The sequence below is a fragment of the Streptomyces sp. B1I3 genome (assembly GCF_030816615.1).
GTDB lineage: Bacteria > Actinomycetota > Actinomycetes > Streptomycetales > Streptomycetaceae > Streptomyces.
This window is the reverse complement of record NZ_JAUSYD010000001.1, coordinates 5564020-5579812: the sequence shown is the minus strand read 5'-3', so window position 1 is coordinate 5579812 and position 15793 is coordinate 5564020. Positions and strand designations below refer to the sequence as shown.

The following is a 15793-nucleotide window of genomic DNA, read 5'->3' as shown; positions in this document are numbered from 1 at the left end:
CGGGGGTTCCACAACCGGCGCACGCCAGGGCGCCGTTGAGGTGCCGTTGGCACGGGTGGCAGTAGTCCATGGGGCCCGCAGACTAGACGGGTGGGGAGCGGCGGAGGAAGCCGCTCAGGTGAGGATCCTGTAGGGAAGAGCGGATTCCGGCGCACGCCGTCCGATACGCGTGGGACGCGGCAGGATGGGCGCCATGACCGCTCCCACCCCCTTCGGACCGCTCGAGTTCCAGCTCGTCCTGTTGCGCCGGATGGCCGATCACCAGCCGGACCTGGTCGAGGACGCCCGCCACGAACTGAGTGCCTCGCTCGCCGAGATGCGGGAGGCGAACCGGCGCTGGCAGGCCATGGTGCGTGCCCCGCGCGGCCGGGGCGCCCTGCGCCGCTACCGCTCGGTCCTCGGCGAGCCCGAGACGTCCGTGCGCCGCACGGTCGGCGACCTGGAGTGCGACGCGCTGTTGTGGCCCCTGCCGCTCTGGCCGGACCTGCGGTTCGAGGTGATGGCGGGCCCCGGCGGTGCCGTGTGGAACGAGTGGCTGGTCCGCGCCCCTGGCCTGCCCGGCCCCGGGCTGCGTACGGCCGCGGACCTGCGTCCGTGGTCCTGCACCGTGGACGAGGTGGCCCGGGCGTTCGAGGGGGCCCGCCCGATGGAGGGCAGCGCGCCGACCCGCTGGGCACTGGCCGTCACGGACCCTGCCGACGGGCGGAGCCACGTCGCCGAGTTCACCTGGGGCCTGTTCCAGCGTCTGCTTCCCGGGCCCGCCCGGTAGCTCTCGCACCGCCGGCCCGGTTTCCCCCGTACGCCTCACCCGGCGCGCGCCGTCCCCCGCCCGGCGGGAGGATGCCAGGACAGCCGGCCACCGCCGGTTCCCCCCGTCAGCGCTCTCGGGAGACCTGCCATGACCGTCAGTCTTGAGCAGTTGCGCCGTTGCCATGTCGCCGTCGACCTCGGGGCCGCCAGGACCCGCGTGTACGTCAAGGGGGTCGGCCTCGTCGTCGACGAGCCCAGCGTCGCCGCCATCAACACCCGTACGGGCTCACTCATCGCCGTCGGCGCCCTCGCCGAACAGATGACCGGCCGCACGCCCGCCTACATCCGGGTGTCCCGGCCGGTGACCGGCGGGACCGTCGTCGACATCGACATGGCCCAGCGCATGTTGCGCCACCTCCTCGGCGAGAAGCTCCGGCGCCAGCTGCGCCGCAAGCCCCGGCTGCGGGCCGCCGCCTGCACCCCGCACGAAGCCGATCCGCTGGCCCAGCGGGCGACCGTCGAGACGCTGATCGGGCTCGGCGCGCGGCGCGTGGAGCTGGTGGACACCCTGATCGCCGCGGCCGTCGGCTGTGGGCTGCCGGTGGAGCAGCCCACCGCCACCATGATCATGATGTGCGGGGCCGCCACGACCCAGATCGCGGTGCTCTCGCTCGGCTCGATCGTGACGGCCGTACGCATCCCGATCGGCGGCGAGGCCATCGACCGTGCGGTGATCCAGCACCTGCGTCAGCACCACGAGCTGTTGCTGCCCAGCCAGTCCGTGCGCCCCCTGCAGCTGGCGCTGCGGGGCAACGGCCTGACCCTCAGCGGCCCGGCGGTGACGGAGATCCACGGCCGTGACGTGCTCACCGGCCTGGCCCGTTCGGTGCAGGTCGACACCGCCGCCGTGCGCGAGGCCATCCACACCCCTCTCACGGCGGTGATCGACGGACTCGGCAAGGTGCTGCGCGACTGCCCGCCCGACCTGGTGGCGGACATCGCGGACTCCGGGATCACGATGGTCGGCGGGAGTGCCCTGCTTCCGGGACTGGACCAGATGCTGCGCGACGCCACGGGAGTGCCCGTGCACATCGCCGAGCGGCCCGACGTGTGCTCCGTGCTCGGGCTGGGTGCCATGCTGGACGGCAAGGTCAAGCCACTGGTCCTCACTCCGCTCGCCCGCTGAGAGCCGCACCGATCCGTGGGCGGGACCGGGCTCGACCTGCGGACCACCCTGCAGCACATCGTGGACACCGCAACGGCGCTGGCGGGGGCGGACCGCGGCGCCCTGGCGCTCCTCGACCGTGGGAACGGCCGCGTCACCGACCTGTTCACCACCGGCCCGGCCGACGCCGGGCGCCAGCACCCGGGTCCGCTCCTGGACGCCCACGGCCCCTTCGTCGCGGTCCTGGTGGACGAGGGGGAGCCCCTGCGGATCGACGACGTGGCCACCGACGAACGCTGGGCCGGCCTGGTTCCCGGGCACCCGGCGGAGCGCTCCTTCCTGGGTGCCCCGATCCGGGTGCACACCGAGGTGCTGGGCTGTCTCTGCCTCACGGGTGAGGATCCGGGGCGGTTCACGGACACGGACCTGGCCCTGCTGCGGCTGCTCGCCTCCCAGGCGGCCACAGCGGTCGACGGCGCCCATCTGTACGAAGCGGCGCGACAGCGGGAGCACTGGATCGAGGGGGCCGCCGCCGTCACCCGGGCCCTGCTGGCCGGCACCGGCACGACGGACGCGCTGACGACCGTCGCGGAGCGGGCCAGGGTGCTCGCCGACGCGTCGGCGGGGGTGATCCTCCAGCCGACCGCGGAGGGCGGCATGGAGATCGTCGCCGCCTCGACCTGCGACGATCCGGCCGGTCTCGTCGGCACGGTGATCGAGCCGGGCTCCCCGGTCCTCGTCCAGTTGCTGGGCGGTGAGCCGGTGTTCCTGGAGGACTCCGCGACGGATCCGCGGATGACGACGCCCGTACGGGAGCGGTTCGGCCCCAGCATGATGCTCCCCCTGCAGAGCGGCGGGCGGCTCATCGGCACCCTCGCCCTCCCCCGGCGGCGCGGCGGCCGCCCCTACACGGCGGTGGACCGGCTGCTGGCCTCGCAGTTCGCCTCCCAGGCGGCGCTGGCCCTCGTGATGGCCGACGCCCAGCACTACCGGGAGCAGCTGGCGGTCCACGAGGACCGCGACCGGATCGCCCGCGATCTGCACGACCTCGTCGTCCAGCGGCTCTTCGCCACGGAGATGATGCTGGAGTCGACCCGCCGCAAGGACCTGGCCGGGGACGGCGGGACCGCCGAGCTGCTCGCGAGGGCCGTCGACGAGCTGGACTCCACCATCCAGGAGGTCAGGACCGCCATCTTCGCCCTCCAGCAGCCTCCGGCCGAGGCCCCGGCGACCTTCCGCGGCCGAGTGCTGCGCGAGACGGCGGGGGCCGCGGCGGTCCTCGGTTTCCAGCCGTCGGTGCACTTCACCGGGGCGGTGGACGCCCTGGTGCCGGAGCCGGTGGACGGTCAGCTGCTCGGCGTGCTGCGCGGGGCCCTGGCCACCGCGCACCGGCGGCCGGGGGTCTCGGCCATCGAGGTTGAGGTGGACGTCACGGCGCGGCTGCCCGACGGGCGCCCGGCGGTGCGCCTGGCGGTCGCCGACGACGGGCGCGCCGAGGACGGCACCCGCTCGCCGACGGTCATCTGGCAGGTGCCGCTCTGAGCGCGATGCGGGTGTTGGAGTGGGCGACGCCCGCGTCGCGTTTCAGCCGGCGCAGCAGCGCGTCCAGCGACCCGGAGTCGGCGGCCGTGGCCCGCACCAGGTAGTCGTGGCCGCCGGTCACGTGCACCACCTCGGTGATGCCGGGCAGGGCGAGCACGGCGCGTTCGAACTCCTCGTTCGTCGTGTCGAGGCGCAGGGACACGTCGATGAAGACGACGAGGCCCGAGCGGGTGTCGGCGGCCGGGTCGACGATCACGGTGAAGCCCCGGATCACCCCGTCGCGGCGCATACGGCGCACGCGGTCGCCCGCCGCGTTGGCGCTCAGTCCCACGCGCACGCCCAGATCGCGGTACGAGATCCGCGCGTCCTCCTGGAGAATGCCGAGGATCTCTCTGTCCAGCCGGTCCATGCCCCTGATTGTCGCAGTCGGGGGCCGTGAGCGGCGGGCGAGCGGCTTTCCCCGGAGGGCTGGGAGACCCGTCGACCCAAGGGGCGTCTGCCGTGCGGGGCCCTTACCCGGATGGCGCAACCCGACAGGCCTCTCGGTTCGGCACGCCCTTGACTTGCCGTGTGGACACAGCCGTCGAGAAGGCCCGCGCCCCGGAACGGGAACGAGCCGCCGCCTACCGGAACCTGGTCATGGCGACGGCCGGTTTCACCCTCACCTTCTGGGCGTGGAACCTGATCGCCCCGATGTCGGGCGATTACAAGGAGCGGCTCGGTCTCAACTCGTTCCAGCAGTCACTCCTCGTCGCCGTCCCCGTGCTCGTGGGTTCGCTGGGCCGCATCCCGGTCGGCGCGCTGACCGACAAGTACGGCGCCCGGCTCATGTTCCCCGCGGTGTCGGCGCTGACGGTCCTCCCGGTGCTGCTCCTGATCCCCGCGGCGGACTCGTACGGGGCGATGCTCGCGGTCGGTTTCCTGCTGGGGCTCGGCGGTACGACGTTCGCGATCGGCATCCCGCTGGTCAACTCGTGGTTCCCGCCCTCCGCACGAGGCCTCGCTCTGGGGGTGTTCGGCATGGGCATGGGGGGTGTCGCGTTGTCCGGCTACTTCACCCCCCGGATCGCTAAGCACGGTGACAACCTGCCGTTCCTGATCGTCGCAGGGGCGCTCGTGGTGTACGCGCTGCTCGCCGCCGCCCTGATCAGTGACCGCCCGGGCAGGCAGGTGCCGACGGACTCGCTCGGCCACCGGCTGGGGCAGGCCGGCCGGCTGCGGGTCACCTGGGAACTGTCCGCGCTGTACGCGATCGGCTTCGGCGGCATCGTCGCGTTCGGGGTCTATCTCCCGACCTATCTGAAGACCTGGTACGAGATGTCGCCCACGGAGGCGGGGACCAAGGCGGCCGGGTTCGCGCTGGTGACGGTGGTCTTCCGGCCGATCGGCGGCTGGCTGTCGGACCGCGTGCACCCGGCTCTGGTCACCGCCGTGGCACTGCTGCTCGCCGCCCTGATGGCGATCGTCCAGGCGTTCGACCCGGGTCTGGATCCGGTCGGCACGGTCGCGCTGCTCTGCATGGCCGCCGGGCTGGGCACCGCGAGCGGCAGTGTCTTCGCCTTGGTCTCCCAGGTGACGCCGCAGGCCCAGGTGGGCAGTGTGACGGGCATCGTCGGCGCGACGGGCGGCCTCGGCGGCTTCGTGCCTCCGCTGGTGATGGGCGCCATCTACAGCGCCAAGGACTCGTACTCGATCGGCTTCATGCTGCTCTCCGACCTGGCGCTGGCCGGGTCCGTGTACGCGTACGGCCGGATGCGGAACGTCCGGCGCGAGGCATGACCGTGCGTGCGGGCCCCCGGACCGCCCGCCGGGCAGGCCCCGCACATCCCGCTCCCCCATCCGGACGAAAGACCCTAGGCTGCGTCGGGTGACCTCTCTCCTGCCCGCACTGCACGGGCCGTCCGGCCGTCCGGACTCCGCACCAGCCGTCCGGTTCGGCGCACACAGCCTGTCGTACGCCCAGCTGGCCGAGGCGTCCGAGGCGCTCGCGGCGGAGATCGCGGGGGCGGGACGTGTCGCCGTCTGGGCCACGTCCACCCCGCAGACGGTGATCGCGGTGGTGGCGGCCCTGCGGTCGGGCGTGCCCGCCGTACCGCTCAACCCGAGGACGGGTGAGCGGGAACTGGCGCACATCGTCGCCGACAGCGCCCCTTCCGTGGTGCTCGCCGGGGAGGGCGACGTGCTCCCGCCGGCCCTGACCGGCCTGCGGCGGCTGGACGTCGGTACGGCGGGTGCGGGCACAGGCGAGGGCACAGGCGCCCTCGGCGCCGAGCCCGCCCCCGGCGCACCCGCCCTGATCGTCTACACCTCGGGCACGACGGGCCCGCCCAAGGGTGCGGTCCTGCCCCGCCGGGCGATCGCCGCCTCGCTGGACGCGCTGGAGGACGCCTGGCAGTGGACCGCCGACGACGTCCTCGTCCACGCCCTGCCGCTGTTCCACGTGCACGGACTGATCCTGGGCGTACTCGGCCCGCTGCGCCGGGGCGGCTCCGTGCGCCACCTCGGCCGGTTCTCCCCCGAGGGGGTGGCCCGGGAACTGCTCTCCGGGGGCACGATGCTGTTCGGCGTACCCACGATGTACCACCGGCTGGCCGGCGCGCTGAGCGACCCGGCCGTCTCCGGGATGCTCACGAAGGCCCTGGCGGGTGCCAGGCTGCTGGTCTCCGGCTCGGCGGCACTGCCCGTCCACGACCAGGAACGGATCGCCGCGGCCACCGGCCGGCGGGTCATCGAGCGGTACGGGATGACGGAGACCCTGATGAACACGGGCGTGCGGGCCGACGGCGTACCGCGCGCGGGTACGGTCGGCCCGCCGCTGCCCGGTGTGGAACTGCGGCTCGTCGAGGAGGACGGCACCGTGCTCGGGGACACGGCGTCCATCGGTGAGATCCAGGTGCGCGGTCCGAACCTCTTCACCGGCTACCTCAACCGCCCCGACGCCACGGCCGCGGCGTTCACCGAGGACGGCTTCTTCCGTACGGGCGACATGGCCACGATGGACCCCGACGGCTACGTACGGATCGTCGGGCGCAAGGCCACCGACCTGATCAAGAGCGGCGGCCACAAGATCGGTGCGGGCGAGATCGAGAACGCGCTGCTGGACCACCCAGGGGTACGTGAGGCCGCCGTCACCGGTGAGCCCGACCCGGACCTGGGCGAGCGGATCGTGGCCTGGGTCGTCCCGGCCGATCCCGGGGCGCCGCCCGGTGAGCAGGAGCTGGCGGACCATGTGGCGGCCCTGCTGGCCCCGCACAAGCGCCCGCGCGTCGTCCGCCACCTCGACGCCCTGCCCCGCAACGAGCTGGGCAAGATCATGAAGAGGTCGCTCGGTGCCTGACGCTCCCGGCCACGGCCGCATGTCGGCACGGGAGATCATCGCCGCCGTCGCCGGGAACTTCACCGAACACCGCCCGCCACGTCGCCCGGCGCCGGGCGACGGCCCGCTCGGCTGGGCCGGTTACGGGGAGTCCCGGGCGCGCGCCGCGGCACGGACCGGCGAGGAGGAGTCGGTCCTCCACGGGGTGGCGGCCATCGGTGGTTCCTCCTGCGTCCTGGTCTCCTTCGAGTTCGGCTTCCTGGGCGGGTCGCTCGGCGGGCACGCCGGGGACCGGCTGGAGGCCGCGTACGCGCTGGCCCGCGAGCTGCGGCTGCCGCTCGTCTCGCTCGTCGCGACGGGCGGCAGCCGGATGCAGGAGGGCATGATCGCGCTGACGCAGCTCCAGCGGGTGGCGCGCGCCTCCGCGCTGCTGCGGGCGGCGGGCCTGCCGCAGATCGCGGTGGTGCGGGACCCCACGGCCGGGGGCGGCTGGGCCACGCTGGGGGCGGGTTCGGACGTGGTGCTGGCCCTGCCCGGGGCGCAGGTCGGGTTCGCCGGGTCCAGGGTGCGGCCGGCCGGTGCGGACCCGTACGCGTACACCGCAGAGGGGCAGTGGGCGGCGGGCCAGATCGACGCGGTGGTGCCGCCGGAGGAACTGCCGGGGACGCTGGGCCGCTGGCTGGCCGCGCTGACGGTGTCCGGACCCGCGCAGCCGGCTCCGGTCCCGGGCCCGCTGTCGGCGGCGGGGTTGCCGGAGACCGGCTGGGAGGCGGTGGAACAGGCCCGCTCGGCGGCACGGCCGCGGGCCGCGGCATACCTGGACGCGTACTTCGAGGACCGGCTGCCTCTCAGCGGTGACCGCTGCGGGGGCAGCGACCCGGGGCTGCTCTGCGGTGTCGGACTGCACGGCGGGCGGCCCGTGGCGTACGTCGCCCAGTGCGGCACCGCCACCCTCCCGGCCGGCTACCGCACGGCGTCCCGGGTGATCGCCCTCGCGGACCGGCTCGGCATCCCCGTGCTGACCCTGGTCGACACCCCCGGCGCGGCCAACGACGCGGAGGCGGAGCGCGCGGGCGCGGGGGCGGCCATCGCCGGGACCTTCGCGGCGATCGCCGGCGCCCGGGTCCCGGTGACGACGCTGGTGATCGGCGAAGGCGGCTCGGGCGGCGCGCTCGCGCTGGCGGCGCCGGACAACACCCACGTCACGGCGGACAGCTACTTCTCGGTCATCGCCCCCGAACAGGCCGCCGCGATCCTGAAGCGAGGCCCGGACCAGGTGCGTTCCACCGCCGACCAGCTGCGGCTGCGCCCGCAGGACCTGCTGGAACTCGGCGTCGTGCGGTCGGTGGTCGGTCCGGCCGGGCGAGAGGACCGGGACCGCTCGGCGCGCCGTGCGGACGACGGTTGGCTAGCGTGACAGGAAGGACCATCAGCCGAGTGAAAGAAAGGTCCGGTCATGGCCGCAGAATCTGAGGGAACTCCGTGCTGGGCCGACGGTACGTTCGGCGACCTGGAAGGGGCCAAGCGCTTCTACGGAGAGGTCCTGGGCTGGACGTACGGCGAATCGATGCCCGAGTACGGCAACTACACCCAGGCCCATGTGGACGGCAAGGCCGTCGCCGCCCTGTCGCCCCCCATGCCCGGCCAGGAGACACCGCCCGCCTGGACCCTCTACCTCTCCTCCCCGGACGCCGACGCCACCACGGCGAAGATCCGTGAGCACGGGGGCGAGGTGCTGGTGGAGCCGATGCGGGTCGGCGACTTCGGGACGATGGTGCTGGCCGCCGACCCCGCCGGGGCGCCTTTCGGGGTGTGGCAGGCGGGCAGCCACGAGGGGTTCCAGGCACGGACGGTGCCCGGCGCGTACACGTGGGCCGAGGTGTTCACCCGGGACCCGGCGAAGGCGGACGCGTTCTTCGCGGCCGTCTTCGGATACGGGGTGAAGCGCCTGGAGGACGAGGCGATCGACTTCTCGCTCTACGACCTGGGCGCGGACCCGGTGCTCGGCCGGATGAAGATGGGCGAGGAGTTCCCGCCCGAGGTGCCGGCCCATCTGAACGTGTACTTCACGGTCGCGGACTGCGACGCGGCGGTGGAGAAGGCGAAGTCGCTCGGGGCGGAACTCCGGTTCGGCCCGATGACCATCCCGTTCGGCCGGTTCGCCTCCCTGACGGACCCACAGGGAGCGGTATTCTCGGTGATCGACGTCACGACGACCGCGGGCGAGATGCCGAAGGTCACGGCCGTCTCCTGACCGGCTCCCCCTGCCGTGCCGGTCCTCCTGACCGGCTCCCCGTGCCGTGCCGGTCGCGGCTCCCTGACCCGCCGGGCCGCGGGCGGCCCGCTCGGCTCCGGAGTCCGGCGGCCGGTGGCACGATCGTCACGGCTGCGGGTCCCGCGCGTCGTAACGCGTGAACCCTCGCCCACGCAGCCCCAGCAGACAGACCGCCAGGACGCATGCGACACCTCCGCCGGTCACGGCCACGGCCGGGGAAGCCAGGTCGGCGACGGAGCCGGCCACGAGGTCGCCGAGCCGGGGGCCGCCCGCCACGACGACGATGAACACTCCCTGCAGACGCCCGCGCATCTCGTCGGGGGCCGCCGCCTGGAGCATGGTGTTGCGGAAGACCATGGATATCGAGTCCGCGCATCCTGCGGCCGCCAGCAGGATCAGTCCGAGCCAGAGCTGTCTGGTCAGCCCGAACACGGCGATGGCGCCGCCCCAGCAGCCCACCGCGATCAGCACCGCGAGCCCGTGCCTCCGGATCTGCCCCAGCCATCCCGAGAACACACTGCCGAGCAGGGCTCCCAGCGCCGGGGCGGCGACCAGCAGTCCGGTCGTCTTCGCGTCGCCCCCGAACCAGAGCACGGCCACCACCGGGAACAGCGCACGCGGCTGGGCGAGGACCATGGCGCACAGGTCGCTGAAGAAGGTCATCCGCAGATTGGGCCGGGTGCCGAGGAACCGGAGACCGTCGGTGACGGACGCCCGCTCGGCGCCCTCGCCCCCGTACACCCGGTCCGGGAGCATCGAGGGCAGCCGCCACATCGCGTACAGCGATGCGGTGAAGGTGACGGCGTCGACGGTGTACGCGGCGCGGTAGCCCCACCAGCCGACGATCAGGCCCCCGAGCATCGGCCCGACCAGTCCGCCCGTGGTGGACGTCATGGAGTTGAGGGCGTTGGCGGCCGGCAGCTGCTCGGCCGGCAGCAGGCGGGCGATCATCGAGCTGCGGGCCGGGGAGTTGAGAGCGAAGCACACGGCCTGGAGAGCGACGACCGCGTAGAGGAACCCGACGTGCTCGATGCCGGCGAAGGCCACGCCGGCCAGGGCTATGGACAGGACGAACGACCCGGCCGCGCTGAGGAGGCCCAGCTTGCGGCGGTCCACGGTGTCCGCGACGGCACCGCTGTGGAGGCCGAGGAGCACCAGCGGCACGAGTGAGCACAGGCCGATCAGCCCGACGGAGAACGCGGAGCCGGTGATGTCGTAGACCTGGAGCGAGACTGCCAGCGCGGTCATGCCCTGACCGACCCAGGAAACGGTGTTCCCGAACCACAGACGCCGGTAGTCGGGCGAGGTCCGCAGGGGTGTCAGGTCGGCGAGTATGCGCGTGCGGGTTACACGTGGTTCGGCTGTTTCGGTCACGGGGGATCATAACGGCCGCCGGGAACCGGTCACCGGCACGGTGTTTGCGCGCGCCGGTCGCGGTCACATGAGAAGTGTTCCTGACGTCGAGCACAGCAAGGTGTGAGTGACATGGCTGCTGATGAGAAGACCCAGGCCAAGACCGAGCAGGCCAAGGGCAAGGTCAAGGAAGCCGCCGGCCGGGCGACCGGCAACGAACGCCTCACCGCCGAAGGCCGGACCGACCAGGCCAAGGGCGACGCCCGCCAGGCCAAGGAGAAGGCGAAGGACGCTTTCAAGCACTGACTCCGGCGCGAGACCCTGCGGGGGACTCCTGCGGGGCGCGAGACGCTCCCCCTCATGCGTGTGGCCCGGCCGTGCCGGGCCACACGCATGAGGGGGTACGGGTGTGAGGCGTACGCCGGTCCTGACGAGACGCTGTCGGCCCCTCCCCCGGTCACCTCGCCCCGGTCACCTCGCCGACGGTCACTCCGCCGACGAAGCGCCGTCGGCCCGCCCGCGGTCACTCCCGCCGACGGATCAGCTGACCTCGTCGCCGTGCAAGGGCTTCGGGGAGCCGGGCGGCACGAAGCAGGCGGTGACGGTCTTGCCCGACGCCTGTGGATGCGTGGACCATCCGTCGGCGAGCGCGTCGACGATGGCCAGCCCGCGACCCCCGGTCGTGTTGAGATCCTCGGGTTGCTTGGCAGGGGGCAGCGGATCGGAGTCGTGCACACTCACGTGCAGGCAGTGGCTGTCCCAGGTGAGGACCAGCTGGGCGTCGCTGTGCGCGTGCACGTGCGCATTGGTGATCAGTTCGGAAACGCTGAGCAGTATCGCGTCCACGGTTGCGGGCGACTCGGTCGTCCACTTCAGGGACTCCAGGTGCTCCCTCGTCCACTGACGGCCCGCCCGCACCCCGTGCGACACCGGGAACGACTGCGCCCATCCCACCGCACGCAGCGACGTGTCCTTCGTCATCGGCCCCTCCTCACTCGGCTCTCGCTACTCCTCTACCCCCGTGTGCCGGGCCCACCCCGGCGAGTAGGTCGCGCGGCCCGGGCGGCGTCCCGAAGCCGAGGCGCAAGCGGGGGTCTGTCCGTGGGATGTCAGGGCACACTCAACTCACCCTTCGGAAGGAGCAACTCCATGCTCGGTATAGCCGCGGCCGTCCTGTTCTTCATCGCTTTCCTGATCAACGCCGCAGACATCACCACCAACGACGTCTTCGCCTCCGTCAACGTCATGCTTCTGGGCCTGACACTTCTCGCCCTGCACGTCGCGGGGATCGGAGCGGGACGCCCTTCCCGCAGACGCTGACGCCTCCAGGACGACCCGTGCGTGGGCGGGCGTCCGCCGAGTCCCCACCCGCGCACGACACGGAACAGCCCCGCCCCCGGAACGAGATCCGGGGCCGGGGCTGTCTGTCACGTCGGTGGAAGTGGGAGGGGCGGGCGAGGGGCCGGAGGGTCGTACCGTTCGGGCTCCGTACGGCCACAGAAGCGTGCCGCCGATCGAACTATTCCGGCAGTGCGGCTCTGCTCGCTCGGGGGTGAGCCGCAGGCTGAGGCTCGATCGCGCAGTCGCCATTGCCCGATCGACAAGGAAATCCTGACCGCACGCCTTACGGCCGGGCAGGACGTCCCGGTCCCCTGCCCGGCCGCACCGGAGGTGCCTACTTCACGTAGACAAGGCCGTCGGTGGTGATGGTCGGGCGGCCCGAGGTCGCGACGACCACGATCTTGACGGTGTGACTGCCGGTCGTGGACCACGACTTGGTCCATTGAACGTCGCGGTACTTGGTGGTCGTGGACTTCAGATCCAAGGTGGCCGCCTTGACCCCGTCGACATAGACGTATGCCTGTCCGGAGCTGCTGGCGCGGGATACGACCCAGGCTGCGGAGCGGCCGGTGAACTTCCAGCTGAGTGAGGCGTTTTTGCTGCTGCTGCTGTAGGACTTGCCGCCGAGGTAGCTGCTGGAGGTCTTGGTGGTCCAGGTGCCGGCGCGGGTGGCGGAGGTCTCCTGGAGGAGCACCGGGGTGGCGGGGACCGAGGCCGTGGCGGTGTTGCCGGCCTGGTCGTAGGCGGTCATCGACCAGCTCGTTGCGGTGCCGGAGTTCGAGGTGAGCGCGGCGGTCGTGGTGGTGGGCCCGAAGGTCCGCGCGGAGGGGCGGGTCAGGCGTACCTCCTTCAAGGCGCCGGTGTCGGCGGCCTTCCAGCCCAGCGTGATGGGGACGGCCGTGGTGTTGACGGTGCCGGTGCGCAGCACGAGCGACGGCTTGGTGGTGAAGGAGGGCGTCGTGGTGTCGGCGACGACGGTGGTGTTCGGCGTCACCGCCGTCTTGCCGGAGATGTGGACGGCTCGTACGGCCACGGTGTGGGTGCCCGGGGTGAGGGTGAGCGGTGCTGAGGTGGCTGTCGGGCCGGGGGTTGCGGCGATCTTGCCGTCGACGAGGATCTCGAAACGGCTGACGAATGCGGTCGGTGTGGTGAGGGACCAGTTCACCGTGGCGGTGCTTCTGGTGTACGCGGTGGAACCTGATATGCCGACGCCGGTGAAGGGCTTGAGAGTGAGGCCGCTGACGGGGCCGGCCGCCAGGGTGCGGATGCCGGCCAGCGAGGTGTAGAGCTGGTTTCCGGGGCATTCGGTGGCGTAGCTGTCGCGATGGCCAGAGATGCGGTTGAAGGACGCCGACTGGCCGAGGGTGAACTTGCCGTTGCTCAGACCGGCCGTCAGGGTGACCTTGCCGGCCGGGTCGTGCCGGTACTGGCCGAGCTTCCAGGCCGCGATTCGCGCCACGCTGTTCTTGGCCGCGGTGGTGGCGTCGATGGAGGAGTACTCTCCGAGCACTGCGATACCGGTGGTGTCCGTGTTGAATCCGACGGCCTGCGCACCGATGACCGGTTGGTCGACGCCGCCCTTGCGTCCCTCGAATATCGTGCCGCACTTGTCGACGAAGAAGTTGTAGCCGACATCCTTCCAGCCTTGTGACATGTGGTAAGCCCGGACGGCGCGGATCATGGCGGCGGACTGGGCGCAGGAGTAGCCGTTGCTGTCGACCGTGTGGTGGACGAAGACGGCCTTGATCTCCTTGCCGTATTGCGGTGCCTCGTCGTTGAGCGACTCATCTGCGCCCCACTGCGCCCGAGTCACGATTGTCGGGCGGGGGGCGGTCGAGGCCGGCCCAGGCGGAGGTGTCTGTGGCGATGAGGTGCTCGGGGAGGGTGGTGCGCTGGTCGTCGGCTGCGACGGCACAGGCGATGTTGCCGGCGGAGTGGGCGTCGCAGGTGGGGAGGACGAGGGAGAAGCGGATGGGGTGACGGCGGGCGGTGTGCCGGGCTCGCCTGTCTCCTCCGGCGGGGAAGAGGCGTCGTCGGTGGCCTGCGGCGGACTGGCGGAGGGGTCGTCGATGGCGTACGCGGCGTTCTTGGCGCCGATGACTGCCGTGCCCTTGCCGGGGTCGACCATGTCCAGGCGCAGCCCAGCCGGGAGAGCGGAGCCCTTCCCGTCCACACGTACCTGCACGCCGTTTGACGGGCCGACCCATGCGGGCTCGGTGGCACCGCGACGGCTCTCCGCTTCGGCTGCGCCGTCACCGTCGGACTCGAGGGTGATCCACGAGCCCCAGCTACCGTCTGCGGTGCTGCGTGCCCGGGCCTCAACAGTGCCGGTCAGACCGGCTGTCGGTTTCGTCCAGGACAGACCGAGCATGCTGAACGGTTCAGTGGTCCGCTCGGGGACCTCAGCCCGGTCTCCCTTGACGGCCAGAGCCGTTGAGCGGACATCGGCCTGCACCGGTTCCGCGACGGCGTTGTCACTCGTGCTGTCGCCTCCGGGACTGCTGGAGTTCCCCTGGAGAACGGTGACTCCGATGATGCCGGCCGCAACCGCGGCCGCGGTTCCCCACACTCTTGTCTTCTACAAGATGATCGGACGCCCCTCCACGTCTCACGGCATCGCACACCGGGAGTTCGCCTCGACCGGTGCGTGCCGAGGACCAGTGTGACGCAAGTGATGTGGAGACGAATCCCAGCTCGAAGTGATCTGGGTCATATCTGCTTGGTGCGGCTTTCGTGGCGCTCGATTCGCAGGGAAATCACTCACCCCGACGCCTCACCGGGGCCGGCAATGAGCCGAGCGCGGCGGTGGCACAACGATCCCGACCGTGAACCACGCCGCGGTCCGTATCCTCGCGGCCGTTTTCCTGCCTGCGTGGCGCTGCCCGCACGAGCGGGCCTGGCCCCACAACCGGCGTTCTGCTCACCGCGAGCGGAGCGCCGTCGGCGCCGGCGCTCCGCTCGCGGGGGTGAAGGCGTGCTGACGGTAGATCAGGTCGACTCGCGCACGACGAGTTCGTTCGGCATGATCACCGGCCCTGTGGGGCCGCCGTCGATCAGGCCGAGGAGCAGGTGGACGGCGGCGGTCGCCTGGTCGGCCATCGGGCTGCGCACCGAGGTGAGCGCGGGACTGGTGTAGGACGCGGCTTCTATGTCGTCGAAGCCGATGACCGCCACGTCTTCGGGGACGCGCCGGCCCGCTCGATGGAGGGTGCGCAGGGCTCCGATCGCCATCAGGTCGTTGGCTGCGAACACCGCATCGAGGTCGGGATCGTCCTCCAGGAGCTGCCGCATGGCTTCGGCGCCGGAGGCTCTGGTGAAGTCGCCCAGTGCCACGATGGAGCGACGGCCGGTGTCACGCAGCGTCTGACGGTAGCCATCGAGGCGCTCACGCGCCTCGTACAGTTCGAGCGGCCCGGTGATGGTGGCGATCCGGCGCCGACCGCGCTCCAGGAGATGACGTACGGCCAGCGCCGCTCCGCCGGCGTTGTCCAGCGCGACGTACGGGACGTCCTGTGCGGAGGTGCGGTTGAAGGACACGACAGGCAGCCCCTGCCGGGCCAGTGCGGCCGGCAGCGGATCCGTCCCGTGCAAGGCGACCAGGAGCACGCCGTCCACGTGCCCGCCGGCGATGTACTGCACGACTCTGGTCCGGCTCCGGTCCGATTCCGCGAGCATGAGCACGAGCCGTTTGCCCGCCGTCTCGAGCTCTCTGCTGACGGCGCGGACCACGGCGGAGAAGAGGGGGTCGTCGGAGACGACTCCTTGGGGCGGGTCGGATACCACCACGGCGAGGGTGTCAGTGCGGCGGGTGACGAGATTGCGTGCCGCACCGTTGGGCACGTAGCCCAATTCGTTCACGGCGCGCATGACGACGTCTCGGATCTGCGGGGCGACCGTCGTCTCGCCGTTGATGACCCGGGAGACGCTCGATTTGGACACGCCCGCTCGGGCGGCTACCACATCGAGAGTGGGGCGTTTCATACCTGTCCGTCCCCTGTGCCGCCGCCCGGGTTCGTGCGCGGGGCGGGTTTTCTCATCAGGGCGACCTCCG

At 72.0% G+C, this 15793-nt stretch carries 14 protein-coding genes; 9 read left to right on the top strand and 5 right to left on the bottom strand.

All coding sequences use genetic code 11. The features are described from left to right. Positions 1–193: 193 nt before the first annotated feature. From QFZ58_RS25350 to QFZ58_RS25340, 3 genes are all read left to right on the top strand, one after another. Positions 194–769, top strand: coding sequence for a hypothetical protein (locus QFZ58_RS25350; RefSeq protein WP_307127193.1), 576 nt, complete (start codon positions 194–196; stop codon positions 767–769). A gap of 129 nt (positions 770–898) precedes the next feature. After that, entirely contained in the window at positions 899–1936 is a 1038-nt protein-coding gene (locus tag QFZ58_RS25345) for a rod shape-determining protein (protein WP_307127192.1), read from the top strand. Between the two features lie 15 nt (positions 1937–1951). Next, positions 1952–3457: a GAF domain-containing protein gene (locus tag QFZ58_RS25340; protein ID WP_307127191.1), complete on the top strand. Its 1506-nt coding sequence runs from the start codon at positions 1952–1954 to the stop codon at positions 3455–3457. Here the strand turns inward: QFZ58_RS25340 and QFZ58_RS25335 are convergent. Next, complete coding sequence (locus tag QFZ58_RS25335; RefSeq protein ID WP_307127190.1) at positions 3435–3866, bottom strand: Lrp/AsnC family transcriptional regulator; 432 nt, start codon at positions 3864–3866, stop codon at positions 3435–3437. The two genes, QFZ58_RS25340 and QFZ58_RS25335, sit on opposite strands and share 23 nt — an antisense overlap. A gap of 230 nt (positions 3867–4096) precedes the next feature. Between QFZ58_RS25335 and QFZ58_RS25330 the strand changes: the two genes are divergently transcribed. The 4 genes from QFZ58_RS25330 to QFZ58_RS25315 all read left to right on the top strand — a co-directional run bounded on the left by QFZ58_RS25330 (position 4097) and on the right by QFZ58_RS25315 (position 9027). After that, complete coding sequence (locus QFZ58_RS25330) at positions 4097–5236, top strand: MFS transporter (protein WP_307128987.1); 1140 nt, start codon at positions 4097–4099, stop codon at positions 5234–5236. Positions 5237–5324: 88 nt separating this feature from the next. Next, complete coding sequence (locus QFZ58_RS25325) at positions 5325–6794, top strand: acyl-CoA synthetase (RefSeq protein WP_307127189.1); 1470 nt, start codon at positions 5325–5327, stop codon at positions 6792–6794. A 19-nt stretch (positions 6795–6813) separates the two neighbouring features. Beyond that, positions 6814–8190 (top strand): carboxyl transferase domain-containing protein, encoded by a 1377-nt coding sequence (locus QFZ58_RS25320; RefSeq protein WP_307128986.1) that lies wholly within the window; start codon positions 6814–6816, stop codon positions 8188–8190. 39 nt (positions 8191–8229) lie between these two features. Continuing rightward, a complete protein-coding gene (locus QFZ58_RS25315; protein ID WP_307127188.1) occupies positions 8230–9027 on the top strand; it encodes a VOC family protein in 798 nt (265 codons plus the stop codon). Between the two features lie 126 nt (positions 9028–9153). Here QFZ58_RS25315 and QFZ58_RS25310 read toward each other — a convergent pair whose 3' ends face one another. After that, a complete protein-coding gene (locus tag QFZ58_RS25310) occupies positions 9154–10422 on the bottom strand; it encodes an MFS transporter (protein ID WP_307127187.1) in 1269 nt (422 codons plus the stop codon). Between the two features lie 111 nt (positions 10423–10533). On the opposite strand from QFZ58_RS25310, the gene QFZ58_RS25305 reads away from it, so the two are divergent. Then, positions 10534–10707: a CsbD family protein gene (locus QFZ58_RS25305; RefSeq protein ID WP_307127186.1), complete on the top strand. Its 174-nt coding sequence runs from the start codon at positions 10534–10536 to the stop codon at positions 10705–10707. A gap of 234 nt (positions 10708–10941) precedes the next feature. On the opposite strand, the gene QFZ58_RS25300 is transcribed toward QFZ58_RS25305, so the two are convergent. Beyond that, positions 10942–11382 carry an ATP-binding protein gene (locus tag QFZ58_RS25300; protein WP_307127185.1) on the bottom strand — a complete coding sequence of 147 codons (441 nt, stop codon included), beginning with the start codon at positions 11380–11382 and terminating at the stop codon, positions 10942–10944. A gap of 168 nt (positions 11383–11550) precedes the next feature. Between QFZ58_RS25300 and QFZ58_RS25295 the strand changes: the two genes are divergently transcribed. Further along, on the top strand, positions 11551–11721 hold the full coding sequence (locus QFZ58_RS25295; RefSeq protein WP_307127184.1) for a hypothetical protein: 171 nt from the start codon (positions 11551–11553) through the stop codon (positions 11719–11721). 355 nt (positions 11722–12076) lie between these two features. Here QFZ58_RS25295 and QFZ58_RS25290 read toward each other — a convergent pair whose 3' ends face one another. Both QFZ58_RS25290 and QFZ58_RS25285 read right to left on the bottom strand, forming a co-directional pair. Next, on the bottom strand, positions 12077–13555 hold the full coding sequence (locus QFZ58_RS25290; protein ID WP_307127183.1) for an N-acetylmuramoyl-L-alanine amidase: 1479 nt from the start codon (positions 13553–13555) through the stop codon (positions 12077–12079). A gap of 1175 nt (positions 13556–14730) precedes the next feature. Then, entirely contained in the window at positions 14731–15723 is a 993-nt protein-coding gene (locus QFZ58_RS25285; protein WP_307127182.1) for a LacI family DNA-binding transcriptional regulator, read from the bottom strand. Positions 15724–15793 lie beyond the last annotated feature (70 nt).